At 42.8% G+C, this 26,148-nt stretch carries 12 protein-coding genes; 10 read left to right on the top strand and 2 right to left on the bottom strand.

Annotated features, from left to right (window positions below):
* Positions 1–259: 259 nt before the first annotated feature.
* From DSM03_RS15465 to DSM03_RS15425, 9 genes are read left to right on the top strand one after another with little or no spacing between them, the layout of a single operon-like run.
* Positions 260–2,194 (top strand): glycoside hydrolase family 97 protein, encoded by a 1,935-nt coding sequence (locus DSM03_RS15465; protein ID WP_128762657.1) that lies wholly within the window; start codon positions 260–262, stop codon positions 2,192–2,194.
* A gap of 3 nt (positions 2,195–2,197) precedes the next feature.
* Positions 2,198–3,559 (top strand): glycoside hydrolase family 43 protein, encoded by a 1,362-nt coding sequence (locus tag DSM03_RS15460; RefSeq protein ID WP_128762656.1) that lies wholly within the window; start codon positions 2,198–2,200, stop codon positions 3,557–3,559.
* Positions 3,560–3,574: 15 nt separating this feature from the next.
* On the top strand, positions 3,575–6,019 hold the full coding sequence (locus DSM03_RS15455) for a glycoside hydrolase family 95 protein (protein WP_128763303.1): 2,445 nt from the start codon (positions 3,575–3,577) through the stop codon (positions 6,017–6,019).
* 7 nt (positions 6,020–6,026) lie between these two features.
* A complete protein-coding gene (locus DSM03_RS15450; RefSeq protein WP_128762654.1) occupies positions 6,027–8,438 on the top strand; it encodes a glycoside hydrolase family 127 protein in 2,412 nt (803 codons plus the stop codon).
* A gap of 15 nt (positions 8,439–8,453) precedes the next feature.
* The gene (gene xyl3A / locus DSM03_RS15445) at positions 8,454–11,063 is read left to right on the top strand and encodes a xylan 1,4-beta-xylosidase (protein WP_128762653.1); all 2,610 of its coding nucleotides are present in this window, start codon (positions 8,454–8,456) and stop codon (positions 11,061–11,063) included.
* Positions 11,060–12,160, top strand: coding sequence for an alpha/beta hydrolase-fold protein (locus DSM03_RS15440; RefSeq protein WP_128762652.1), 1,101 nt, complete (start codon positions 11,060–11,062; stop codon positions 12,158–12,160). Before xyl3A ends, DSM03_RS15440 begins: the two co-directional genes overlap by 4 nt.
* A 5-nt stretch (positions 12,161–12,165) precedes the next feature.
* On the top strand, positions 12,166–13,305 hold the full coding sequence (locus DSM03_RS15435) for an alpha/beta hydrolase-fold protein (RefSeq protein ID WP_128762651.1): 1,140 nt from the start codon (positions 12,166–12,168) through the stop codon (positions 13,303–13,305).
* A gap of 17 nt (positions 13,306–13,322) precedes the next feature.
* Positions 13,323–16,004 carry an alpha/beta hydrolase-fold protein gene (locus DSM03_RS15430; protein ID WP_128762650.1) on the top strand — a complete coding sequence of 894 codons (2,682 nt, stop codon included), beginning with the start codon at positions 13,323–13,325 and terminating at the stop codon, positions 16,002–16,004.
* Positions 16,005–16,063: 59 nt separating this feature from the next.
* Entirely contained in the window at positions 16,064–17,797 is a 1,734-nt protein-coding gene (locus DSM03_RS15425) for a glycoside hydrolase family 43 protein (protein ID WP_128762649.1), read from the top strand.
* Between the two features lie 419 nt (positions 17,798–18,216).
* Here DSM03_RS15425 and DSM03_RS15420 read toward each other — a convergent pair whose 3' ends face one another.
* Together DSM03_RS15420 and DSM03_RS15415 are read right to left on the bottom strand one after the other, a co-directional pair.
* Positions 18,217–20,145 (bottom strand): RagB/SusD family nutrient uptake outer membrane protein, encoded by a 1,929-nt coding sequence (locus DSM03_RS15420; protein WP_128762648.1) that lies wholly within the window; start codon positions 20,143–20,145, stop codon positions 18,217–18,219.
* A 10-nt stretch (positions 20,146–20,155) separates the two neighbouring features.
* Positions 20,156–23,278 carry a SusC/RagA family TonB-linked outer membrane protein gene (locus DSM03_RS15415; protein WP_128762647.1) on the bottom strand — a complete coding sequence of 1,041 codons (3,123 nt, stop codon included), beginning with the start codon at positions 23,276–23,278 and terminating at the stop codon, positions 20,156–20,158.
* 598 nt (positions 23,279–23,876) lie between these two features.
* Here DSM03_RS15415 and DSM03_RS15410 point away from each other — a divergent pair.
* Positions 23,877–26,144 (top strand): glycoside hydrolase family 3 C-terminal domain-containing protein, encoded by a 2,268-nt coding sequence (locus DSM03_RS15410; protein ID WP_236638933.1) that lies wholly within the window; start codon positions 23,877–23,879, stop codon positions 26,142–26,144.
* Positions 26,145–26,148: the final 4 nt, after the last annotated feature.

Genomic DNA, 26,148 nt, shown 5'->3' with positions numbered 1-26,148 from the left:
TATTCTTAGTACTTTAAGAGTGCTACAACTGCAAAATTATTTTCACTAAATCTTATTTTTCATCCAATTATTTTTGAATAATTATGGTAATCATTGCCTAAGTATCAATATTTGATAAAAATTATTATAAATAAAATTTTAAAACAACTTCATAAATGTAATCCCGACACTTTTCGTAATTTACGCATTATAGACTTATAGTCTTTTAAACCATTTGCTAAATTTACGGTCTAAGTTTCATAAACCAAGTTTAAAATTCATGAAAAACACACTCTCCATCTTTTTTATATGCATTAGTATGAGCCTTTTTTCTCAAAAAGAGCAAATCAACGGGCCTGATACTAAACTTCAACTTAATGTAGAATTGATTGATGGTAAGCCGGTTTATTCGGTGAGTTATGAAGAAATTATTGTGATTGAGAAAGCGCCTTTAGGCTTTGTTACCAATGAAGGCGACTTTGTAGAAAATTTGGTTTTTGTGGAAGCTAAAAAAGATAGAGTTTCTAAAACCTACACTCAAGACAAAATAAAACAGTCTCAAGTTACTTATAAAGCCAACACACTTCGCTACACGGTAAAGGATTCTAAAGATCGCAAGTTTTCTGTTTTATTTCAGGTAAGCGATAACGATATCGCATTCCGGTACGAAATTTCAAAATGGGGAGATACCCGCGCTATTGTGGTAGAGCAGGAGCATACCGGTTTTAGTTTTCCCGAGGAAACCACCGCTTTTTTATCAAATGTGATGCGGCCGATGACTGGTTTTGCACGTACCGCACCCAGTTATGAGTCGGCCTACCAGGCAGATCAACCCATAACCGAACAAACAGCTCCCGGAGGTTATGTGTTTCCGGGATTGTTTAAAGTGAACAATGAATTCTGGGTACTGCTTTCTGAAACCGGTGTACGTAGCCTGTATCCGGCTTCGCATCTTAGTTCCTATAAAGACGGGACTTTTTACGTAGAGTACCCTAACGAAAAGGAAAATAATGGCTTTGGCAGTAGTGGCGCGCAAATGGGTTTGCCAGGAGTTACTCCCTGGCGTACCATCACGGTTGGCAAAAGCCTAAAACCTATTGTAGAAACGACCATTCCCTGGGATGTGGTTGAACCGCTTTACGAGCCTTCACAGGATTATGAATATGGTAAAGGCAGCTGGAGCTGGATCATCTGGCAGGATGCCAGTATGAATTATGATGACCAGAAAGCATACATCGACCTGGCAGCAGCGATGGATTTTAAATACATCCTTATTGATGCCTGGTGGGACGAGCGTATAGGTTATGAGAAGATGAAAGAACTCATTGATTACGCGGCTTCTAAAGATGTTGGTGTGTTTCTTTGGTACAACTCAAACGGAATTGTCAACGATGCTTTTCAGACTCCGCTTAATAAAATGAATACCTCGATTGAGCGTAAACAAGAAATGAAGTGGCTTAAAGAAGCCGGAGTTAAAGGACTTAAAGTTGACTTTTTTGGCGGAGATAAGCAGGAAACCATGCGTTTGTATGAAGATATTCTTTCAGACGCGAATGATTACGGATTGATGATCGTATTTCACGGAACCACCCTACCGCGCGGTTGGGAACGTATGTATCCCAATTTTGTGGGGAGTGAGGCTGTGGTAGCTTCAGAAATGTTGGTTTTTGTGGAGGATGTGCGTAAAAAAGAGGCCTATAACGCTTCAATGCACCCGTTTATCAGAAATGCCGTGGCGAGTATGGAGTTTGGTGGAGTAGTACTCAATGATTATTTGAATAGAGGAAATGAATCCGGACAAAAACGCCTGACAACTGACGCGTTTCAATTGGCTACAGGAGTTTTGTTCCAAAATCCGTTGCAGTTCCTCGCGCTTACCCCAAATAATCTGGATGACGCGCCGCAGTTTGAACTGAATTTTCTAAAAAAACTACCAACCAGCTGGGATGAAACCCAGTTTATTGATGGTTATCCCGGCAAGTTTTCGGTACTGGCAAGACGTCATGCAGATACCTGGTATGTAGCGGGCATCAATGCCGAAGCTCAACCTAAAAAGCTGGATTTGAATCTTCCTTTTTTAGCAGGCAAAATCGTCACGCTCATCAATGATGACAAAAATTCGGAAACCTTCACCAAAACGATAAAGGTTCCAAAAAATGGAAAGTTGGCATTAACCGTACAGCCCGGGGGCGGATTTACACTTGTAAATGAATAGAACATGAAGAAAAGTACATTTTACATAGTCTTTAATCTGATGGCGATTGGTATTACATTCGCCCAAAACCCCATCATACAAACCAATTATACTGCAGATCCTGCGCCGATGGTGTATAACGGGAAAGTCTACCTCTATACCTCGCACGATGAGGACGAATCCACCTGGTTTACGATGGATGACTGGCGCCTGTATACTACTGATGATATGGTCAACTGGACCGATCATGGTACGGTGTTGAGTCATAAAGATTTTGACTGGGCACAGCGCAACGCCTGGGCTCCATTCACTACAGAGCGTGACGGTAAATTCTACATGTATGTGCCCATCACAGACCGAAATGGTAAAAACGGGATCGGAGTTGCCGTAGCCGATAGTCCGTATGGCCCGTTTGTAGACCCTTTAGGGAAACCTCTTATTCAGGAACGGCAGGCTGATATTGACCCCACCGTTTTTATAGACGATGACGGGCAGGCGTATTTGTTTTGGGGAAATCCCGTGTGCTATTACGTGAAGTTGAATGAAGATATGATTACGGTTGAGGGTGAGATTCAGCAAATACCCAACACAATCGAAGCCTTTGGCAAACGGGAAGGCGAACCTAACGAGCGCCGTCCTACGACTTACGAAGAAGGTCCCTGGGTGTATAAACGTGATGGATTGTACTACCTTATTTTCGCCGCAGGCCCACTACCCGAACACTTGGGCTATTCCACCAGCAAAAATATTACCGGACCGTACACCTATCAGGGCAAAGTGATGCCCAGACAGGGAGGTGCATTTACAAATCATCCGGGAGTGATTGATTACAAAGGGAAAACCTACCTGTTTTATCACAACGCTGCACTTCCCGGCGGAAGTGGCTTTACACGTTCGGTAGCTGTTGAAGAGCTGAAATTTGATAAAAACGGAAATATTCCGGAGCTTCAAATGACCGAAGGAATTACCAAAAGTCTACAGGTCTTGAATCCGTTTTTAAAAAACGAAGCAGAGACCATCGCCTGGTCTGAAGGACTTAAGGCACACGAAAATGAAACTGTAGGTGTTTTTGTGACGGCTATGAAAAATGATGCATACAGCAAAGTACGCGATGTTGATTTTAGAAAAGAGGGTGCCACTCGTTTTACAGCTCGAGTGGGAACTACTCACAACAGCGATGTGAGTATGGAGGTTCACCTGGATAGCAAAGACGGGCCACTTGTAACCTCTTTTAAAGTACCAATGACAGGAGGAGACGACCGCTGGGCTTTGGTTTCTCAGGAGATTGAAAAGGTGACTGGCGTGCACGATCTCTATTTCGTATTCAAAGGAAAAGCGGCAACTAAAATTCTGTTTTTTGATTACTGGATGTTTTCAGAAAACTAAATGATGTTAAAAACGATGAGCATAAAAAGTACATTCATACTGATTCTTCTGGGTATTTCGGCGTATGCCCAACAACCCGATATGAGTTTGCGCTACGATGAGCCTGCAAAACTTTGGGTTGAGGCGCTTCCGGTGGGTAATGGTCGTTTGGGAGCTATGGTCTATGGCGATCCCGATCACGAGACCATTGAGTTAAATGAAAATACCCTTTGGGCGGGCCAGCCTTATCGCAATGACAATCCACATGCTAAAGAAGTATTGCCTGAGGTACGTCAGCTGATTTTTGACGGTAAATACGCCGAAGCTCAGGATTTGGTCAACCAAAAATTCTTTAGCGGTAAAAGCGGAATGCCTTATCAGACCTTGGGCAAACTGCATCTTGATTTCAAAAATACCGGTGCGGTTACAGAATATTCCAGAACGCTTGATCTGGAAACTGCGGTAGCGACCACTAGCTGGTCCCGCGACGGTGCGGATTATAAAATGGAAGTATTTTCCTCGTTTCCCGATCAGATAGTTGTGATTCAACTTTCAGCAAGCAAAGCCGGAGCCCTCAATTTCACCGCTTCGTTGAGCAGTGAGGAAGGTGCAACTTCTTTAGTGGATGCCGAAAACATTTTGCATTTAGAGGGTTCGGGCAGCGACCACGAGGGCATTGAAGGTGCCGTAAAGTTTGAAGCTCAGGTAAAAGCAAAAACCAGCGGTGGAAGCCTTTCGCAAAGCGAAAACAAATTGGAGATTTCTGATGCAGAATCCGTCACCCTGTACATCTCTATGGCTACCAATTTTAAAAGCTATAACGATATCGGGGGCGATGCCAATGCTAAAGCGGTGGCTTTTTTAGAATCGGCAGCTCAAAAAAGCTATAGCGATTTGAAAGCCGCACACATTAAAGACTACCAAAACTATTTCAATCGGGTTCAGTTTAAGCTGGGTGAGGCAAAGCCAAATAGGCCTACTACCGATGAACGCGTAGCCAATTTTAAAGATGGAAATGATCTGGCGCTGGTGCCTTTATATTTTCAGTTTGGGCGGTATTTGTTGATTTCATCTTCACGTCCTGGCGGGCAGCCCGCCAATTTACAGGGGATTTGGGCCAATGATCTAAAACCGGTTTGGGACAGTAAATACACCATAAATATCAATACCGAGATGAATTACTGGCCTTCAGAAAGTACCAATCTTTCTGAACTGCACGAGCCCTTGATTCAAATGATCCGCGAACTTTCAGAAACCGGACAGGAAACAGCAAAAGAAATGTATGGAACTTCAGGCTGGGTTGCCCATCACAATACCGACATTTGGCGTATTACCGGGCCGGTTGATGGCGCTTTCTGGGGAATGTGGCCTATGGGCGGTGCCTGGCTTTCGCAGCATTTGTTTGATAAATACGAATATACCGGCGATACCCGGTTTTTAGATTCGGTGTATTCCATACTTGAAGGTTCTGCACGCTTTTTACAGGATTTTTTAGTTGAGGAACCTGAGCACGGTTGGTTGGTAATTGCGCCCTCCATTTCTCCCGAAAACGCACCCTATAGCGATCATCCGGAATCGGTCACGGCTGGAGCCACGATGGACAACCAGTTGGTTTTTGATGTGTTTACTAAAACCCTTCGGGCTGCAAAAATTTTGAATAAAGAAAGCGTGCTTTTAAGTCAGATTGAAGCCAGTCTTCAGCGTTTACCTCCGATGCAAATAGGGAAATGGGGGCAGTTGCAGGAGTGGATATACGATTGGGATAACCCAAAAGACAACCACCGCCATGTTTCGCATTTATATGGGTTGTACCCATCCAATCAGATTTCGCCGTATCGCACGCCGCAGCTTTTTGAGGCCGCAAAAACATCTCTGGTGGCTCGGGGCGATGAATCAACCGGTTGGTCTATGGGTTGGAAGGTAAATCTTTGGGCACGTTTATTAGACGGTAATCACGCGTATAAACTCATTCAGGATCAACTTACGCCGTCTATTCAGCCCGATGGAAAACAAAAAGGAGGTACCTATCCCAATCTGTTTGATGCACACCCGCCGTTTCAAATTGACGGGAATTTTGGTTGTACCGCTGGGATTGCAGAAATGCTCATGCAAAGTCACGATGGTGCCATTCACATCTTGCCGGCCTTACCCGATGCCTGGGAAACAGGTTCCATTACCGGTCTGAAAGCCCGTGGTGGTTTTGAGGTAAACCTGGAGTTGGAGGCGAATAAAGCCAAAACAATAGAAATCACATCAGCATTAGGAGGTGTTTGCCGCGTTCGCTCCTACCAGCCGCTTCAAGGTGAAGGTTTGATAGAATCTAAAAATGCAGCCCAAACCGGGTTTTTCCAAACTCCGAATCCCAAAGCACCTTTGATTGCTAATATGGAAGAATCAACAACGCCCGATCTCAAACCGGTTTTTGAATATGAATTTCAAACAGAACCCGGACAAACCTATACGTTAACGCCAAAGAACTAAAACAGCGATGAATCCTATTCAGGGAAATACATTAAATCTTTTTAAAACAGTGCTTTGTTTGGTACTGTTTTGCACCGGTGCATCAAGTTTTGCGCAAAGCAAACTCTATAAGAATACATTTGATCTGGATGAGGTGACCTTATTGGAAGGTCCGTTACAGAAAGGTCGGGATTTGAATATTGAGGTGTTGTTGCAATACGATGTTGACCGATTGCTGGCGCCTTACCGCATTGAGGCCGGTCTGGAACCTATATCAGATCCATATGCAAACTGGGCAGGACTTGACGCTCACGTGGGAGGGCATTACCTCTCTGCAATGGCCATGAATTACGCCGCAACCGGCAATGAAGCGTGTAAAAAGCGAATGGATTATATGATAGCCCAGCTTGACACCATTCAACAGGCAAACGCTGTCAACAATCCGTCCTGGGGTGTTGGCTATTTAGGCGGAATGCCCAATAGCGAAAAGGTTTGGTCAACTCTCAAAAAAGGGGATTTATCAGCGTACAAACAGTCCTGGGCGCCCTGGTATAATATTCATAAAATGTATGCGGGTTTGCGTGATGCCTGGTTGTATGCAGATGATGAGCGTGCTAAAAGGCTTTTTCTGAAGTATTGCGATTGGGGAATGGCGATCACGGCAGATCTTGATGCAGCGAAGATGGAAGAAATGCTGGATGTAGAACATGGTGGAATGAATGAAATTTTTGCAGATGCCTACCAAATAAGCGGTGATCCCAAATATCTGGAAGCAGCGAAGCGTTTTTCGCATAAAAGATTGCTCAACCCACTTGCTGAGGGTAACGATATTTTAAACAATATGCACGCCAATACCCAGATTCCCAAATTTGTAGGTTTTTCACGCATCGCGGAATTAGCAAACGCCGAAAAATATGAGGATGCCAGTCAATTTTTTTGGAAAACGGTAGTTGAAAACAGAAGCCTTGCATTTGGCGGAAACAGCCGTAGGGAGCATTTTCCCAGTAAAGCTTCGAGCATAGATTATGTAAATGTGATTGACGGGCCAGAAACCTGCAACTCCTACAATATGCTCAAGTTGACCGAAGATTTATTCCGTATAAATCCGCAGGCCAGGTATGCTGAGTTTTACGAGCGCACGCTTTTTAATCACATCAGATCTTCCCAACACCCTGAGCACGGCGGTTACGTGTATTTTACGTCAACACGACCCAGGCACTATCGCGTGTACTCGGCTCCTAATGAGGCGATGTGGTGCTGCGTGGGCACCGGGATGGAAAACCACGGCAAATACAATCAGTTTATTTATACGCATAGCGAAAATGCCCTGTATGTAAATCTTTTTGTGGCTTCCGAAGTAAACTGGAGCGAAAAAAGCGTAAGCCTAAAGCAAACCACTAATTTTCCGGAAGAAGAACAAACCCGCCTTAAAATTACAAAAGGTAATGCCGCTTTTGACCTGAACCTGCGTTACCCTTCCTGGGCTAAAGCAGATGGTTTTAGCATTACCGTAAATGGAAAATCGGTTGAGGTGAATGTAGACAAAGGTTCTTACGTGACACTCAGCCGGAATTGGAAAAAAGGGGACGTGGTTGTTGTACAATTTCCAATGGAAAATACTACCGTGGCAATGCCCAACGTACCCGAATATCAGGCTTTTATGCACGGTCCAATCTTGCTGGGTGCTAAAACGGGAACTCAGGATTTAAACGGACTTATTGCCGGAGATGGCCGCTGGGGACAGTATCCTTCGGGGAAATTTCTTCCCGTAGATCAGGCTCCTATTCTCATAACCGAAAAGCTTTCGGCCCTGGTAAATCAATTAGAGCCGATTGCTAACAAACCCTTGCATTTTACTTTAGATACCAAAGTTTTGAACAGCGACAAAAATTTGGAATTAGAGCCTTTTGCCAACATTCACGATGCGCGGTATATGACGTATTGGCTTTCGCTCACGCCTGAAGGTTACACTAGTTATACTGATTCTTTAGCTGCTCTAGAAAAGCGAAAAATCGAAATCGAAAACCGTACCCTTGACTATGTGGCTACCGGAGAACAACAGCCCGAAACCGATCATAATATGCAGGAAGAAAAATCCAGAAGGGGTAATGCCAATGAAGATTTCTTTAGGGAAGCTCCTGCTGATGGTTATTTCAGTTATGAATTTGCAACAAATTCTCAAACCGATCTTAGCCTGCTGGTTCGGTATTGGGGAGCAGAATGGGGCGGCCGCAAGTTTGACATTTATATCGATGATCAAAAATTGGTTACTGAAGACAACACCAAACGCTGGGAACAATCTCTGTTTAAGGACATGGTTTATGAAATTCCCAATGAACTGGTTAAAGGTAAAAAACAGATACGCGTGAAGTTTCAGGCGTTACCATACAACACAGCCGGAGCGGTGTACAGCATACGACTCCTGCGTTCTGAAAAATGATAAATAGTGATTAAAATGAATAGGTATAAAATACTTGTAGTCAGTTTGTTGTTTAGTTTGGGCATCTATGCCCAGGACTATCCGTATCAAAATCCTGCACTTTCGCCTGAAGAACGCGCAGCCGATTTAGTAAGCAGGCTTACTTTGGAAGAAAAAGCAACTTTGATGTGCGATGTTTCCGAAGCTATTCCGCGTTTAGGCATCAAGAAATTTAACTGGTGGAGCGAAGCCCTGCACGGTTTTGCCAATACTAACGATGTGACCGTTTTCCCTGAACCCGTGGGGATGGCAGCGTCTTTTGATGACGAACTGGTCTTTAAAATTTTTGATGCGACTTCAGATGAGGTTCGTGCCAAATACCATCAGGCGATGCGCAATGGCGAAGAAAACAAACGCTTTATGAGTCTTTCGGTGTGGACGCCCAATGTGAATATCTTCCGCGATCCACGCTGGGGACGTGGCCAGGAAACCTACGGTGAAGATCCGTACCTGACATCTCGAATGGGCGTGCAGGTGGTTAGAGGACTTCAAGGCCCCGAAGATGCCAAATTCAGAAAATTACTGGCCTGCGCCAAGCACTACGCCGTTCATTCGGGTCCCGAGTGGAGCCGTCACGAACTCAACCTGAATAACATTTCACAGCGGGATTTGTGGGAAACCTACCTGCCGGCTTTTAAGGCTTTGGTACAGGATGCCGATGTACGTCAGGTGATGTGTGCCTATCAGCGTTTGGATGACGAACCTTGCTGCGGTAGCGACCGCCTGTTGCAGCAAATTTTGCGAGATCAATGGGGTTTTGAACATTTGGTGGTTTCCGATTGTGGGGCCATTCAGGACTTTTTTACCTCGCATGGAGTGTCGTCTGATGCGGTTCACGCAGCAGCGAAAGGCGTATTGGCCGGTACTGACGTCGAATGCCAGTGGAATAACCACAATTACAAGCTCCTGCCCGAAGCCGTAAAACGCGGTTTAGTGCAGGAAGAAGAAATTGATATTCGCGTAAAGCGGGTCTTGAAAGGTCGTTTTGAATTGGGTGAAATGGACCCGGATGCGATTGTGCCGTGGGCGCAGATTCCGGCTTCAGTAATCAACAATGAAGAACACCGGCAACTCGCGCTGGAGATGGCGAGAAAGTCGATGACCCTGCTTCAAAATAAGAACAAGGTGCTTCCGCTTAAAAAATCTATTGAAAAAATCGCGGTGCTGGGCCCTAACGCTGATGATGAGCCTATGCTTTGGGGAAATTATAACGGAACGCCCGTGCGCACCATTACCATTCTTGACGGTATTAAATCGAAGGTAGGCGAGGAGCGTATCGTGTACGATCAGGCTTGTGATTTGGTGGAAGATAAAGTAACCGAAAGTTACTTTTCAAAAATTGGGATTGATGGTAAAAAAGGCTTCAAAGCGAATTACTGGAATACACCAGACTATAGCGGGCCGGTCATTGCCGAAACCTATATAAACAATCCGTTTAAGTTGACCACAGCAGGGCAACACGAGTTTGCTTCCGGGGTAAAGCTGGAAGGTTTTTCCGCGAGTTACGTAACGGAATATACCGCTGATAAAGATGAAGAACTGGCTTTTAAATTTGGTGCTACCGGTCATTTTGAATTGTTTGTAAACGGCAAATCGCTCAGACAAACCAACAATTGGAGAACGCTGCCCTCAACGCTTCCCTATAAATTTGAAAAAGGAAAAATCTACACTATTGAAATCAAATACGCCCAATTGAACAACTGGGAAGCCAATCTGGAGTTTAATTTCGGGAAAGAAATTCCGGTAGATTTTACCAACCTGATTAAAAAATTAGCAGGAATCGATACCGTGATTTTTGTAGGCGGACTCTCAACTTTACTGGAAGGGGAGGAGATGCCGGTAAATTATCCTGGATTTAAAGGTGGAGATCGTACCGATATTGAACTTCCCGCAGTGCAACGCAATTGCCTGAAAGCCCTTAAAGATGCCGGGAAAACCGTCCTTTTTGTAAACAATTCGGGTTCTGCAATTGGGCTGGTTCCTGAGACTAAAACCTGCGATGCCATCCTGCAATCCTGGTACGGTGGGGAATCTGGCGGGCAGGCCGTGGCCGATGTGCTTTTTGGCGATTACAATCCTTCGGGGAAATTGCCCATTACGTTTTACCGCGATACCACCCAACTTGCCGATTTTGAAGATTACGGGATGAATGGTCGTACCTACAGATATATGAAAGAAGAGCCATTGTTCAAGTTTGGGTTTGGCTTAAGTTATACCACTTTTAAAATTGGTGATGCAATTGTTCCTAAACAGGAAATCGCACAGGGTCAGCCTTTACAATTTACCGTTCCGATAAGCAATACGGGAGATCGAAGCGGGACTGAAATCCTTCAGGTATACCTGAGAAAAGTAGATGATGCAGACGGACCTGTAAAAACACTGAAGCAATTTAAACGTGTAGAATTAAAGCCCGGCGAGCAGCAGCAAGTGAGTATCGAAATCGCCCCGGAATCCTTTCAGTTTTACAGTGAAGACAAACTTGAAATGGCCGCTGAGCCCGGCGCGTACAATATATTTTACGGCAACAGCTCTCATGAGGCCGACTTAAAAATAGTTACCATCAACCTTAAACAACCACAATTATGAAAAAACTAGCAGTACTTTTTTTGTGCTTAAATTTCTTATGGTCTTTTGGACAAGAAGATATAAAGCAGGATTTTAAACCTTCTACACTGAATCAACCCGGTCAGGAATACCCGATGGTCAATTCGCAGGGTTATGTGCGCTTTAAAATTAAAGCTCCGGCTGCCGATAGCGTTTCAGTAAGTTTAGGTTTGGGAGGCCGTGGCGGCACCAAACTCACTAAAAATGAAGAAGGCTTCTGGACGGGTACCACCGAAGGTCCAATGGATGAAGGTTTTCACTATTACCACCTCACTGTTGACGGCGGAACTTTTAACGATCCCGGAGCTAAAAATTACTACGGTTCGGTACGCTGGGAAAGCGGAATCGAGATTCCTGCGCACGATGAAGAATTTTACGCCTTGAAAAACGTACCACATGGTACGGTGCAACAGATTTTGTTTCCGTCACCCAGCACCGATACTTCGCGTCGTGCTTTTGTATACACCCCACCGGGTTATCATACCGACACCGATAAAGAGTATCCCGTACTCTATCTGCAACACGGCTGGGGCGAGGATGAAACTGCCTGGATGAATCAGGGAAAGGCCAATTTAATCATGGACAACCTGATTGCTGAAGGTAAAATTGAGCCATTTATCATCGTAAACACTTATGGAATGACCAATGAAATCAAATGGGGCGGCATACGCGATTTTGATATTAAACATTTTCAGACTGTACTTACCGAAGAATTAATTCCGTATGTGGACTCGCATTTCAGAACGCTTGACAATCCTGAAAACCGGGCAATGGCGGGCCTTTCGATGGGCGGTATGGAAACCCGAATGATCACGATGAACAAACCTGACCTTTTTCAGTATTACGGCTTGCTCAGCGGTGGAACGTACAGCCCCGAAGATTTGAAAGCGCACGACGATCTTAAGCTTGTATTTCTAAGTGCCGGAAGTAAAGAAAATCCAGAGCGGGTAAAACAAGCGACTAAGGCTTTAAACGATGCCGGTATCAAAGCGATTTCTTATGTTTCGGAAGGTACTGCTCACGAATTTTTAACCTGGAGAAGAAGCCTGTATCAGATGGCTCCGCTTTTATTTAATTAATATCTATGAAAACGCTACAACACATTAGGTGGTTTGTTTTGCTGGCCGGGCTTAGTTTATGTCAGGCTCAGGAAGGCTACAAACCCTCGTCTGTTAACCAGCAGGGGAAAGCTTTTCCGCAGGTAAATGAAGAAGGGCAGGTGCGTGCTCAGATTTTAGCTCCCGAAGCCACTTCGGTAAAACTCGATATCGGCGGTGTCAAATATGAAATGACTAAAGATGCAGAAGGCGTATGGACGGGAGAGTCCGCACCTCAGGATGTTGGTTTTCATTATTACCAACTGAATATTGATGGCGCTTCAGTCCCAGATCCCGGAACCCAATACTTTTATGGTGCGGGCCGTTGGGGAAGTGGGATTGAAATTCCGGCTGCTGACGATGCTATTTTCGCTTTGCGAAAAGTATCCCATGGCAAAGTGGTTGAGAACCTGTATTTCTCTGAAATCACACGGGAATGGAGACGCAATTTTATCTACCTGCCACCGGGCTATATGACTTCAGATGAACGCTATCCGGTGCTGTATCTGCAACACGGAAGCTTTGAAGATGAGACCGGCTGGTCTTCTCAGGGCCACGCTAATCTTATTTTAGACAACCTGATCGCTGATGGTGAGGCTGAGCCTATGATCATCGTGATGGATAACGGGTATGCCTATAAACCCGATGCCCGAATGGAAGGCAGACCGGAGTCGGTTTTTGAAGAGGTGATGCTCGACGAAATCATCCCAATGACCGATAAGCAATTTCGTACCCTGGCAGACCGCGAACACCGTGCCATCGCCGGACTTTCGATGGGCGCTAATCAAACTATGCGCATCCTTATGAATAATCTGGGTACCTTTTCTTACTACGGGGGCTTTAGCGGGACTTCAAACTATCCGAGTTCAGACCCTATAGATGTGAAAATCTTTCTAAACGGTGCTTTCGCAGACGGAAAGGCTGTAGACGATCAATTAAACCTGTTTTGGCTGGGGCTGGGGACCAAAGAGCCTGCTCCGTTTCCAAAATCGGTAGGAGCGTTTAAGGATATGTTAGACCAGCAGGGTATCAACTACGGCTTTTACGAATCCCCCGGTACAGCCCACGAGTGGCATACCTGGAGACGGTGCTTGTATGAGTACGCTCAACAATTATTTAAAGACTAACCGATAACCATTTACTTATGAAAAAATACATCTTACTATTTGGTTTATTCATTCTGGGAATGACTTCAGGCGTAGCCCAGGATGAAAACTTACACGTATACCTGGCTTTTGGCCAGTCTAATATGGAAGGGCACGCCCGTTTTGAAGCCCGGGATACCGTGGTCAACGATCGCTTTAAAGTAATACAGGCGGTAGATTGCCCGGATTTAGATCGAAAAAAGGGCAACTGGTACACCGCAAAACCGCCTTTATGCCGTTGTAAAACCGGTTTAACACCTACCGATTATTTTGGTCGCGAACTGATTGAAAATCTTCCGCAGGAAGTAAAAGTTGGGGTGATCAACGTTTCGGTGGGCGGTTGTAAGATTAAACTTTTTGATAAAGACAATTTTGAATCATACGTAGAAACGTCACCAGATTGGCTTAAGAATATGGTGAAAGAATACGACGGCAATCCCTATGCGCGTCTGGTTGAGATGGCTAAGCTGGCGCAGAAAGACGGTGTGATCAAAGGGATTTTATTACATCAGGGCGAATCGAATACCGGCGATAGTCTTTGGCCACAAAAAGTGAAGGGTGTTTATGACAACCTGATCAAAGATTTAAAACTAGACCCGAAAAAGGTTCCGCTTATTGCAGGCGAACTCGTGAGTGAGGAACAAGGTGGTGCTTGCGCCAGCATGAACCCCATCATCCGAACTTTGCCGGAAGTGATTCCCAATTCGTATGTGGTTTCTTCCGAAGATTGTGAAGCCATTGGTGACCATTTGCATTTTTCGGCTGCAGGCTATAGAAAACTGGGGAGACGTTACGGTGAGCAAATGCTCGAACTTTTGGGGTATCCCAAACAGGTGAACGAAGCACCAAAGGGTTTTGATGTGCCTCAAACAGACATCAAACACGGAAAGTTGGATACCATTCAATACACTTCAAAAACGGTAGGAACTAACCGAAAAGCCCTGGTTTACACGCCTCCCGGTTATACAAAAGGTAAGAAATACCCGGTGCTGTATTTACTGCACGGTATTGGTGGCGATCATTTAGAGTGGTTAAAAGGCGGGCATCCGGAAGTGATTTTAGATAATTTATATGCCAAAGGGCAGGCCGAACCGATGATCGTTGTGATGCCAAACGGACGTGCGATGAAAGACGACCGTGCGGTAGGCAATATTATGGCACCGGATAAGGTGGAAGCTTTTGCCACATTTGAGCAGGACTTGCTGAAGGATTTGATTCCGTATATCGAAAAAAATTATCCAGTGAAAAAAGACCGGGAGCATCGAGCCATTGCCGGTTTATCTATGGGTGGCGGTCAGTCGCTTAATTTTGGACTGGGCAATCTCGACACCTTCTCGTATGTAGGCGGATTCTCTTCAGCTCCCAATACTAAAGCTCCGGAAGTTTTGGTTCCGGCCCCTGAAGCAGCCCGTGAAAAACTGAATCTATTGTGGATTTCCTGCGGCGATGCAGACCGTTTGTTGCGTTTTAGTGAGCGCACTCACGAGTATTTGGTTGAGAATGATGTGCCGCACGTGTATTACATTGAGCCCGGTGATCATAATTTTAAAGTCTGGAAAAACGGACTCTATATGTTTGCCAAACTCATTTTTAAGCCGGTAGACGAATCACTTTTCAATACCTATAGCCTGCTGGGTACTCCCGCTTCGACAAATATGCGGAATGCAAAATACCCGCAATTGATGCCGGATGGAAGCGCCATTTTTAGGTCAAAAGTTCCCGATGCAAAACGCGTACAGCTCGATTTAGCCAAAAAATACGATATGGATAAAAATACCGAAGGTGTTTGGGAAGTCCGTACCGACTCACTTACCGAAGGCTTGCATTACTATTCAGTAATAATCGATGGTGCTGCTGTAGCAGACCCCGCGAGTAAAACTTTTTATGGAATGGGCCGTATGGCCAGCGGAATTGAAGTTCCGTTTAAAGGCGATGAGTATTATGCGTTGAAAGACGTGCCACACGGTGATGTACGCATCAAGCAATACTATTCGCCGGTACTCAACAGCTGGCGTCAGTTTTATATGTACACGCCACCCGGATATGATAGCAGTAATGCCGACTATCCCGTTTTATACATTATGCACGGTGGCGGTGAAGACGAAAGCGGCTGGGCGATGCAGGGTAAAACAAATCTGATCCTCGATAATCTGATAGCTGAAGGCAAGGCAAAACCGATGATTGTGGTTATGCCCGATGGCAATATGCCGACTTCGGCCTTTACCGAGATGGGACTGCAATTATTTACCAATGAACTTAAAGACGGCTTGATTCCTTTTGTAGAAAAAAGCTATCGTGTAAAAGGTGGAGCTGAGAATCGTGCTTTGGCCGGTCTGAGTATGGGCGGAATTCAAACGCTATTTACCGGTGTACAGAATACGGATATGTTTGATTATTTGGGCGTTTTCAGCTCTGGTTGGTTTGCCAATGATGATTCCATTTCCGGGAAGCAATATGCATTTATGAGCGAAAATGCAGACCAAATCAATGAAAACCTGAAGGAATTCTGGATCGCGATGGGAGGTGAGGAAGATATCGCGTATAAGAACTGTAAAGTTATGCTTCAGAAATTTGACGATATGGGTATTGATTACACCTATTCTGAATATCCCGGCGGACATACCTGGCCGGTATGGCGAAACAACCTGTACAACTTTGCGCCTTTGCTCTTTCAGAACTAGTTAATAGAATAGCTGATAATTCTCAAAAAAACATTTAAATTAAATAAGAAACAACTAAAATGAAAAAACAAAATTTACTACTTGCGCCGGCACTGGCGTTAATACTGAGCTTTTCGAGCTTCGATTTTATGACAGAGCGGCTGGATCCTCCAAAAAAAGGAGTACCGGTATTTTCCAACGTTGTTTATGAAGGAAATGATGCCGTTTACAATGAAAATCCCTTGGAGTCTAATGAATTTTACAATCCAATTTTGCAGGGTTGCTATCCCGATCCTGCCATAACTCGTAAAGGAGATGATTACTATTTGGTAGCATCGTCATTTGCGATGTTTCCCGGAGTGCCAATTTTCCATTCTAAAGATTTGGTGAACTGGAAACAAATTGGTCACGTTTTAGATCGCGTATCACAACTTGATGTTCACGATACCGGGATTAGTCAGGGGGTGTATGCACCGGGAATTACCTACAATAAAAACAACGACACCTTTTATATGATCACGACTGCATTTGCGGGTGGAGCAGGGAATATCATTGTAAAAACCAAAGACCCGATGCAGGATTGGGGCGAGCCCATAAAAATGGATTTTGATGGGATTGATCCTTCGATCTTTTTTGATGACGATGGCAAAGCCTATGTGGTGCATAACGATGCTCCCAATAAAGGAGAAGAATTGTATCAGGGACATCGGGTAATTAAAATTTGGGAATACGATGTCGAAAAAGACCAGATCATAAAAGGAACCGATAAAATCATAGTAAATGGCGGCGTTGATTTAGCCGATAAACCCATTTGGATTGAAGCGCCTCATCTGTATAAAAAGGATGGTAAGTATTATTTGATGTGTGCCGAAGGTGGAACCGGCGGTTGGCACAGTGAGGTGATTTTTATGAGCGATAGCCCTAAAGGTCCTTTTGTTCCTGCACCAAGCAATCCTATTTTGACCCAACGCTATTTCCCAAAAGATCGGGAAAACAACGTAGACTGGGCAGGTCATGCAGATATTATTGAAGGACCAAATGGTCAATGGTACGGTGTTTTTCTTGCTGTACGTCCCAATTCAGCGGGCCAGGTAAATACCGGAAGGGAAACCTTTATTTTGCCGGTTGACTGGTCTGGAACCTATCCGGTTTTTGAAAACGGTTTGGTGCCTATTGAACCAACTTTAGAACTTCCGGAAGGTGTGGAAAATAAAACCGGTGAGGAGGGTTATTTCCCTAACGGAAACTTCACGTTCGAGGAAGATTTTAGTGGAGATAAACTGGATTACCGCTGGATCGGTTTGAGAGGTCCGCGTGAAGCATTTATCAAGCAAACCAAGAAAGGGCTGGAAATCGATCCTTTTGAAGCTGAAATCACCGAGTTGAAGCCTACTTCAACACTGTTTCAACGTCAAATGCATAAGACCTTCAGTTTTAAAACCGATTTGACGTACAAACCAAAATCAGATGAAGATTTTGCAGGAATTACGGCCTTGCAAAATGAGCGTTTTAATTATGCCTTTGGGGTAACCAAAAAAGGCAAAGACTATTATATCGTTTTACAACGTACCGAAAGCGGAAAGTCAAGCATTGTAGCCAGTGAAAAAATTGATCTGGATGACGATATCTCATTAAAAGTGGAAGGGGACAACGCTGATTATAAATTCAGCTTTGCTATCGACGGAGACACCTATAAAAATCTGGGCGGAACCGTGAGTGGTGATATTCTCTCAACCAATGTAGCCGGAGGTTTTACCGGAGCTATGGTTGGGTTATATGCGACTTCAGGTAGCAGTATCGAGCCTGTGGAATAAAACGTATCGATCTAAATAAAAAAGAGGCTGGATGGCCTCTTTTTTTATGCATAAAATCTAAATAGAGAACCTAACCCTTTTCAGTTTGAGGAAAAGCTGGCTTTATATACTATTGTATATAGGTTCTAGAAGATATTCCGCATAAAAAGCAGATGGTTTAATCCTACTTATTTTTTAACTTTAAGTAGTTTATGAAATAAATAGAGTAAGCCACATCAATTGCTCAGTTATAAACAGAAGAGAAGTGGCAGGTATTATTAAACTGTGCTCAAATTAAAGGGAAAAAGGAACAGACCCCGGTTATCACCAGTTTAATTATGGATATCTCGTTAGTAAAGTTTTGATTTTCGATATAAAGAAAACTGCCCAAAAGTTTTAAAACTTTTGGGCAGTTACTACTTCTAATGCTTAATTTGAAATTAGTAGCCTGGGTTTTGATAGGCATCTTTTTCTGCCTGAGAAACGTCCATTGCATCAAGCTGACCTTGAGGAATTGGTCTCAGATAATGATACGGCTCAATTGTACGGTTAAAAGTCTGTGGAGTGTGGTCTCCATATGCATTACCTGAAATACTATAGCTAGCTGCCACTTCATCCCAAGTTTGAGTACGAACTAAATCATACCAGCGGTAGCCTTCACCAAAATACTCTCGAGAACGTTCTTCCAGAATATAGTCGATGGTAATCACTGCCGGTGTCTCATTAACAAGTGTAGCACTATTGTCTTCAATACGCTCTTCTTGTTCTCCATTATCAAAGCGCCACTTACCGGCACGTTCACGAATAACATTTATTAATTCACGAGCAGTTTTGCCACTTTGTGGTGCTGCACCTTTTACAGCCGCTTCAGCAGCGATAAAATAGAATTCAGAGTACTTGGCAATTGGGAAAGGTCTGGTTAGACCAGCATTAGGCGAACCTAACCCACCGTTATTATCTGTTCTATACGTTCCTAATTTCCATAGACCTGGATATACAACACGACTTATACCATCTGGATTGATCACAAAATCAGATCTTCCGGGAAGGGAACCGGCACCAATAGATGCCTTATTTCCGGAATAATCAACAGCAGGATCATCCTCATCTAGGAAGGTAAGTACGGCCTCACCCGGTCCTACAGGAATATCGTTAGCATTAGGATATTCAGTAAAATCTGCTGGTGATAGTTTATCTCTGTTGTTGCGGTAACTTGTTGTAAACGTAGCATCGTATCTGGAGTCGTTGTCTTTGTCTGCAAACGTATTTTTGAATACTTCTACCGGTGGAGCCATACGTGTCCATGGACGACCGTAGCTCTGCGCAGCTTCACGCTGAACGGTTGATACGTTATCACTGCTTCTTATAGCAGTATAGTTCCAAGTTGCCATCCAAACAGAAGCATTATCCTGATCACCCGAAATACCAAAACCTAAACTGGCCCCATTATAAATTTCACTTTCTTGTGTATGATCGGCGTAAAGCATCATTTCTGCATGACGATCATTAGGAGCCCAATGTACATCGTAAAAATACTCTAGTAAAGTGTATGGTCCCGGATTATCAATTGCAGTTGTCGCTATGTTATACGCTTGTTGAAAATAATAGGCAGCATCCTTTCCATCTGGATCTGTACGTGGAGTATCAGGATAGGTTGGAATATTATTAGGATTTTGCAACCACCAGGCGTAAGTTAAATAGGCTTTGGCTAAATACAAACGAGCAGTATTCTTAGTGGCTGTACCAGTCAAACGAGGCTGTTCTGGAAGGTTTTGTACAGCCAGTTCCAAATCAGGAAATATAGCTTTAGTATATATTTCTGGTACTGTATTACGAGTAGATCCACGGAAGGTAGAAGTATTAAATACCAGTTCTCCTGATCCTAAATCTAAAGGAACACCACCATAGGTTTGAACTAATAGAAAATAATCAAAGCCACGAAAGAATCTGGCCTCGGCCACTAAAGACTCTGCAATACCTACAGCTTCTGCATTTTCAATAATGCCATTAGCTGTATTGATTGCTCCAAAACAACTAAACCATGGGCCTGCCGGTGGTGCCGAACTTGAGATTATAGAACCCACACCAGACAAGTCCATATCTTTAAAGTTACCATCTGCACTTTGCGCATAGGTATATTCATCAGTTCCTGTCTCAGTTGAGTTATAGTAGTTCCACGCACCATATAAAAAGCGCAAATGCGTATATAAAGCGGTAATACCGCCCTCAACACCATTTTCTGTCTGAAAGAATTCTGGTGTAAAAACATTTCTGGGGTTTTCCTCAAGAATATCTTCTGAACAAGAAGTAAAACCTACCCCAACAGCAAGAAAAACCAGGAAGGCAATTTTAAATTGTATTCGTTTCATAATTAATTTTTTAAAATTTTACATTCAACCCTAGAAGGAAGTTACGTGTAGTAGGTACGTTGGTTCCTATGGTCGCAATTCCTCTCGAAATGAAACCTGCCGTACCTGTAGCAGAGTTTTGCGCGTTACCAGCACCATCTGATCCTGAGTTTGTTTCAGGATCCATTCCAGATTCTTTATGATAGGGAGAAAATAAAACAAATGGATTTTGAACGGTTGCATACAGTCGTAAACTACTTAGTCCGGCTTTTTCTGCAAGAGTAGACTCAAAATTATAGCCAAGTGTCATCGCACGTATTTTTAAATATGAGCCATCAAAATACCCCATAGTTCTACCATATCGTGGTCCATCACCATCCTGAATTCCTCCCGGTGCAGGATATTTAGCATCAGTATTTGTTGGGGTCCAGTAATCCACATCAATATTATTTCTTCTTCCGGTAAGTAAATTCAAGTATCCAGCAGAAGAATATAGTGTACTAATTAAAGTACCACCACTTTGAAAAACCCCTACCACATTAAAATCAAAGTTTTTATATGCTAAGCGCGTATTAAAACCACCTTGAAAGTCAGGAGTTGGATCTATGATTTGTCTATCATCAGAATCAATTTGACGCACCGGTGAGCCATCTTCATTGAATTCTCCGGTATATTCTACTTTAATCATACCCACATTACCACCTGGTTCGTAAGTCTGTAAATACTGGAAATCAGGATCATCTTCATTCCAAAGTCCTATATTTTTATGGTCATAAATTACATTGATGGGGGATCCTACAAACCAAAGCTGTCCTTCATTTCGGTCCTGACCACTTGCCAGAGAAACAATTTCGTTTCTATTAGTATACAAGTTGACACCAAAATCCCATGTAAAGCCGTCAGGATTATCTAAGATAGTAGCATTTAATGCGACTTCAAGACCCTTATTTTCGGTAGCACCTATATTCCCTACGAATGATCCTACACCAGAAGTTGAGGGTAATCCTACTCGATACAGAATATCATTAGTTTTGGTTGTGTAATACTCTACAGTACCCGAGAGGCGGTTATTAAATAAGCCGAAGTCGATACCATAGTTATAGGTTTCAGAAAATTCCCAACCCAAATTTGCGTTTGGCAAATCCTGAACAAAATAACCTGTAGCAAAAGTATCACCGAAGTTATAATTACGAACACCAAGATTACCGAGCGTTGCGTAATTTGCAACTGCCTGATTAGAGGTTTCACCATAACCTGCACGAAGTTTAAGTAGGCTTACCCAATCTACATCTTGCATAAATTTTTCGTTGGCAACATTCCAACCTAAAGAGATCGCAGGATAGGTAACCCACTTATTTCCGGGGGCTAATCTTGAAGAACCGTCAGCACGTACCGTAGCGGTTAGTAGATAACGATTATCATATTGGTAAATAGCTCTACCCATTATTGATTCTAATCCATTTTCGCCATAATCGCTTCCATAACCTGTGATGTCTTCAAGCAATGCCGAATCCAGATTGTAAAATAAAAATTGCTCATTAGGAATGTTTCGGGCATTTAAAAATGAACTTTCTGATTTTGAATTTTGCACCGAATAAAGACCTACAATATTAACTTTATGCTTGTCTGCAAATGTGCGGTCGTAAGTCACTAAATTTTCAATTACATAATCTTGAAATAAGTTGCTGCTGTTTCCTGCACTATTGGGTGCAAAAGGATCAATATTTGCAACTCCCTGACCATTAAAGAAACCGTCACGGCTGGTACGTAAGTTTAAACCAATGTTGAGTCTGTACTTTAATCCTTCAACTCCTGGTATACTTACTTCACCGTATAAATTATTGTACGTACCAAAATCTTTCTGAAGATTCACTCGGCCTTCTCCCAGGCCTTTTAGCGTACTGCGTGTAGTTACCCAAAAGTCATCAGCAGGCATACTTACCACACGCTTTAGACTTCCGTCTTCATTATAAGGATTAAGAATAGGTGTAGCACTAAGGTTTCCATAAATTCCGGTTCCGGCGGCATTGGTAACATTCCAATTCATAATTGAATTTATACCAAAGCGGAAAGCACCTACCTGCTGATCGATCTGTGCTCTTAGCGAATAGCGCTGAAAATTTTCTACCGGCAATACTGAAGTTTCTTTAAAATAACCTCCACCAAAACTGTAGCTTCCATTTTCTGTTCCTCCTGTAACACTAAAGTCATGATTGGTTTGCAACCCTGTGCCGTAAATCAAACCCTGCCAGTCAGTATTTACATTGGGATCTTCATCTGCACCATAATTTTCATATATCGGGACCCCGCTTTCTTGTTGTAATGCGGTAGCTTGACGAAGAGCTACAAACTGTGGCCCATTCATCATAGGATATTTTGCAAATACCTCTTTAGTGGCATAATATGTATTGTAGCTAAACGTTGCCTTTTGGCCTTTTTGACCCGATTTTGTCGTAATCAAGACAACCCCGTTTGCTCCTCTTGAACCGTAAATTGCAGTAGCAGAAGCATCTTTAAGAATATCAATACTTGCTATGTCATTAATACTAATGTCATTAAGCCCCCCTGAAAAAGGAATACCGTTTAAAACGATTAAAGGATCATTACTTCCTGAAAGTGAACGCACACCACGAATACGTATGGAAGCATTATTAGCACCAGGTCTGGTGCTGGTTGTTGTAATTTGTACACCAGGAGCACGACCTTGTAAGGCCTGTTGAAAGTTGGCAACCTGTACTTCTTCAAGCTCATCGCCATCTAGTGATACTACAGAACCGGTAACTGACTCTTTATTCTGTGTACCGTAACCGATTACAACTACTTCACTTAAAGATTGAAGATCATTTTCAAGTACAGTATTTACCTGAGTTCTGTTGTTAACAGGTACCTCTTTTGCCTCATAGCCTACAAAGCTAAAAACTAATATACCGTCTCCTGGCACATTATTTAAGCTGTAATTTCCGTCAAAGTCGGTTACTGCACCATTGCTGGTACCTTTTACGATAACGTTAACACCTGGTATAGGGCCATTGCCATCACTCACAGTTCCCGTGATTGTTGATTGAGCGTAAATTCCCGAGCAGAAAAATACACTTAAGAAGAACAGCCCAAGATACCTGAGCGTTTTCTTCTGAAAAAGTAAAATGCTTTCCATAAAACTTAGTTTGATTGAATTAATTAGTCATTTGAGTTAATTTGAATTGATGTTTCTGTATACAATACTTCAGAAAATATTAACATTTAATTTAAACTCAATCGATTTCGCTATTAGTATAATTTGGAATAATTAAGAAAAATAAAATGTAATAAGGACAGTTATTGTCTTTAGTACTATATGCATTATTTTCAAATGTATATAAATCTCACGTACCACACAACCGATTGCGTAAATTTTGTGTTAATATTTTTTAGGATTTATATAAAATTAATAAAATTTTGATTTTCAGTATTTTATAAAGTTTGTTTATTCTTAAATTCAATAAAGAATTAGGTGTTAACCACTTTTTATTTATTAGAACTAGTTCTCAGATTGGTAAATTTTTACGATTTAAAGTGTTTGATCTACACTATAGAAGCTAAATTTTTAAACGATTTAATAGTGCTAGTTAAAATTGATAAGATGATAATTTTCTCTTTAGATAATATTATGTTCTCAAAAATGGTGGTAAAATGCTAAATTATTTTTAGTTTGCAACCGATTGCGTAAATGCTTTAAACATCATTTCCTTCTTTCACTTTAAATTTTAATATCTATGAGTTATTTTTCTTCCTATCGTGCGGCTCTTCTAATTATGTGTCTGATTATCCTGTCTTGTAATACTGATCAAAACAGGTCATCGCAAACGATTGAAAAGGAGGAAATATCAAACCCTGACTTTCCTTTTTATGATACTTCTTTATCTGTAGATGAGCGCGTAGCCGATTTGATTTCGAGATTATCTCTTGAAGAAAAAGCAGCTCAGATGATGAATAGTACTCCGGCTATAGAGCGTTTAAATATTCCGCCTTACGATTATTGGAATGAGGCGCTTCACGGGGTTGGAAGGGCTTCTGCAGCTACGGTTTTTCCTCAGGCGATAGGAATAGGAGCCACCTTTGATGCAGATCTGGCTTATCGTATCTCCAATGCAATATCAGACGAGGCACGGGCCTTATATAATGCAACCAGTGAAAAAGGATTATACAATCGATATAATGGTCTGAGTTTCTGGACACCCAATATCAACATATTTAGAGATCCGCGTTGGGGGAGAGGACAGGAGACCTACGGTGAAGATCCGTATTTAATGTCTTTAATAGGAGTTGCTTTTGTCAAAGGCCTGCAAGGCGATGATCCTGACCATTTGAAAACTGCTGCCTGCGCCAAACACTTCGCTGTACACAGCGGCCCTGAACAATTGCGTCATGAATTTAATGCTACGGCAAGCTTAAAAGATATATACGAAACCTATTTACCGGCTTTTGAAGCGCTGGTAAATGAAAATGTTGAAGCTGTAATGTGCGCTTACAACAGTACTAATGGTGAACCCTGCTGTACGAATAAGTATTTACTGGATGAGGTATTGCGAAAAAATTGGAATTTTGATGGACACATTCTGAGCGATTGTGCGGCTTTAGTAGATTTATATTTAGCAAAAGGTCAGGGTGGGCACGGTACCGCGCCTTCTAAAGCCGGTGCTGCGGCTATGGCAGTAAAAAGCGGAGTAAGTTTAAACTGTGGTGACACGTATAGTGCATTGCCTGAAGCTGTTCAGCAGGGCCTGATCACCGAAGCGGAAATAGATGAGCAGTTAGCGCTCTTGCTCAAGACACGTTTCAAGCTGGGACTATTAGACCCAAGAGGAAGCAACAAATACGATTCGCTTTCGCTTGATGTAGTAAATAATGACGAACACCGTGCTTTGGCACGCGAATCTGCTCAAAAAAGCATCGTGCTTTTAAAAAATGACGGAATTCTTCCGCTAAAGAAAGACCTTCCCAAATATTTTCTTACCGGACCTAATGCTACAAGTACCGAAGTGCTTTTAGGCAATTATTACGGCGTAAACTCTAATATGGTTACCATTTTAGAAGGTATCAGCGCAGCAATCAGTCCCACGAGTCAGTTGCAATACCGCCAGGGCGCGATGTTGAATAAAGACTCGAGAAATCCCATTAATTATGCGACCGGTAATGCCGCGAACAGCGATGTGACGCTGGTGGTTTTGGGTCTTTCAAGTACGCTTCAGGGCGAAGAGGGTGACTCTATAGATTCAGATACTGCGGGTGATCGTTTAGACTATGGTTTACCACCTAATCAAATTCAATATCTGGAAGATCTAAGAGCGATGGCAGATAGAAACCCCGAAGATCGCAAACCACTTATTGCCATTGTAACCGGTGGAAGTCCGGTAGATCTTTCCAAAGTTCAGGAACTGGCAGATGCCGTGCTTTATGTATGGTATCCCGGTGAAGAAGGAGGTACTGCAATTGCAGATGTACTTTTTGGCGATGTTTCACCATCCGGTAGATTACCTATTACGTTTCCAAAATCTTTAGATCAGTTGCCTGCTTATGATGATTATTCTATGGAAGGCCGCACGTATAAATATATGAATGAAGAGCCGATGTATCCGTTTGGATTTGGACTTAGCTATACCCAATTTGAATACAGCGACGCTACTCTTGATAAGACAGAACTTTCTGCAGAAGAGTCTGTAAGTCTCGAGGTAACCGTTAAGAATAACGGAAAAATAAAGTCAGACGAAGTGGTGCAGGTTTATATTTCTGATTTGGAAGCTTCGGTACGCGTGCCGAATTCTCAATTTATAAATACCCGCCGTGTTACACTAGAACCCGGTGCTTCTGAAAAAGTTACATTTGAGATTAAGCCTGAAAGTTTTCAGGTTGTTCAGGAAGACGGGTCTAAAATTATTGAACCCGGTAAATTCAGACTATATGTAGGGGGATCAAGCCCTATGAAACGCAGTGAGACATTAGGGGCTTCTAAAATGGCTGAAGTAGAATTTGCAGTAAACTAAAAAA

Origin of the sequence: Leeuwenhoekiella aestuarii (genome assembly GCF_004104055.1) — a bacterium.
Lineage (GTDB): Bacteria > Bacteroidota > Bacteroidia > Flavobacteriales > Flavobacteriaceae > Leeuwenhoekiella > Leeuwenhoekiella aestuarii.
This window is presented reverse-complemented; position numbering and strand designations above follow the sequence as displayed.

What these genes read in the sequence shown, in the direction of transcription:
- DSM03_RS15420 (WP_128762648.1), bottom strand. Translation starts at nt 20,145, where the DNA reads ATGAAACGAATACAATTTAAAATTGCCTTCCTGGTTTTTCTTGCTGTT.
- DSM03_RS15410 (WP_236638933.1), top strand. Translation starts at nt 23,877, where the DNA reads ATGAGTTATTTTTCTTCCTATCGTGCGGCTCTTCTAATTATGTGTCTG.
- xyl3A (WP_128762653.1), top strand. Translation starts at nt 8,454, where the DNA reads ATGAATAGGTATAAAATACTTGTAGTCAGTTTGTTGTTTAGTTTGGGC.
- DSM03_RS15450 (WP_128762654.1), top strand. Translation starts at nt 6,027, where the DNA reads ATGAATCCTATTCAGGGAAATACATTAAATCTTTTTAAAACAGTGCTT.
- DSM03_RS15460 (WP_128762656.1), top strand. Translation starts at nt 2,198, where the DNA reads ATGAAGAAAAGTACATTTTACATAGTCTTTAATCTGATGGCGATTGGT.
- DSM03_RS15440 (WP_128762652.1), top strand. Translation starts at nt 11,060, where the DNA reads ATGAAAAAACTAGCAGTACTTTTTTTGTGCTTAAATTTCTTATGGTCT.
- DSM03_RS15430 (WP_128762650.1), top strand. Translation starts at nt 13,323, where the DNA reads ATGAAAAAATACATCTTACTATTTGGTTTATTCATTCTGGGAATGACT.
- DSM03_RS15435 (WP_128762651.1), top strand. Translation starts at nt 12,166, where the DNA reads ATGAAAACGCTACAACACATTAGGTGGTTTGTTTTGCTGGCCGGGCTT.
- DSM03_RS15425 (WP_128762649.1), top strand. Translation starts at nt 16,064, where the DNA reads ATGAAAAAACAAAATTTACTACTTGCGCCGGCACTGGCGTTAATACTG.
- DSM03_RS15415 (WP_128762647.1), bottom strand. Translation starts at nt 23,278, where the DNA reads ATGGAAAGCATTTTACTTTTTCAGAAGAAAACGCTCAGGTATCTTGGG.
- DSM03_RS15465 (WP_128762657.1), top strand. Translation starts at nt 260, where the DNA reads ATGAAAAACACACTCTCCATCTTTTTTATATGCATTAGTATGAGCCTT.
- DSM03_RS15455 (WP_128763303.1), top strand. Translation starts at nt 3,575, where the DNA reads ATGAGCATAAAAAGTACATTCATACTGATTCTTCTGGGTATTTCGGCG.